Annotated in this window: 1 protein-coding gene; it reads left to right on the top strand. The window is 63.7% G+C overall.

The features are described 5' to 3' along the window. The first annotated feature begins 209 nt into the window (after positions 1-209). Complete coding sequence (locus J0I79_RS33870; protein ID WP_292870182.1) at positions 210-1,145, top strand: transposase; 936 nt, start codon at positions 210-212, stop codon at positions 1,143-1,145. The last annotated feature ends 18 nt before the right edge of the window (positions 1,146-1,163 follow it).

The following is a 1,163-nucleotide window of genomic DNA, read 5'->3' as shown; positions in this document are numbered from 1 at the left end:
TGCTTGTCTTATGACTTTCGCTGCCGAATGGGCGAAGAAGAGTCCGCTGGGAGAGGGTAGCCGCCCTCCCTCAGCGGCGAGGGTCGGATCGGTGAAATGCTGACCGTTTGACGGGTCGAGCTAGAGATTGATCGCCCTCGTCTTTCCCTTGAGGCCTGAACGGATACCCGCAGCCCGGCTGCGGACGACAAGCACAGGACAAGCGAAAGATGACAAACGATACCATCGGCGTTGATATCTCGAAAGACCATCTCGACGCCCACCGCATGAGCGACGGTTCGAGCCGCCGTTTTGCCAACGACAAGGCCGGTCACGCGGCATTCATCGTCTGGCTGGACGACGTGGGTGCCCGGACCGTCTACGAGCCTACCGGCCCCTATCATCGGGCCTTCGAGCGTAGGCTGGCCAATGCCGGCGCAGCCCTCGTCAAGGTCAATCCGCGCCAGGCCCGGCGCTTCGCCGAAGCCACCGGCAGGCTCGCCAAGACGGATCGGCTGGATGCGGCGATGCTGGCGCGCATGGGTGCATTGCTGGAGCTGGAAGCCCGGCCTGTTCGTAGCCCGATCCTGGCCGATCTCAAGGATCTCTCCATGGCCCGCGAGGCGCTGGTGAAGAACCGCACGGCGGCAAAGAACAGGGCCAAGACCCTGACGCTTGACATACTCAGGCGCCACAATGGCGAGCAGCTCAGACAGATCGAGCGCCAGATCGCAGCCATCGAGACCGAGATCATGGCCCTCATCAAGGCCGACCCGGACCTGGCCGGCCGCTTCGACATCCTCGTCTCGATCCCGGGCGTCTCGGCCATCACCGCCTTCGCGCTGCTCGTCGACATGCCCGAACTCGGCACACTGGAAAACGGCAAGGCCGCCTCCCTCGCCGGCCTCGCACCCGTCGCCAGGCAGTCCGGCAACTGGACCGGACGCGCCTTCATCCGCGGCGGCCGGGCCGGCGTCCGCAAGGCGCTTTACATGCCCGCTCTTGTCGCCATCCGCTTCAACCAGCCCCTCAAAGCCAATTACGACCGCCTCGTCGCCGCCGGCAAACCACCCAAGAAGGCCATCACCGCCATCATGCGAAAGATAATCGTCCTCGCCAACGCATTGCTCAGGGACCGCAGAAAATGGACCCCATCACTTCCTTGACAATCACGGATACTCTAG

It is taken from the genome of Mesorhizobium sp. (genome assembly GCF_017306585.1).
GTDB lineage: Bacteria > Pseudomonadota > Alphaproteobacteria > Rhizobiales > Rhizobiaceae > Mesorhizobium.
Note: the sequence above shows the minus strand (reverse complement) of the source record. Positions and strands in the feature narration are given on the sequence as shown.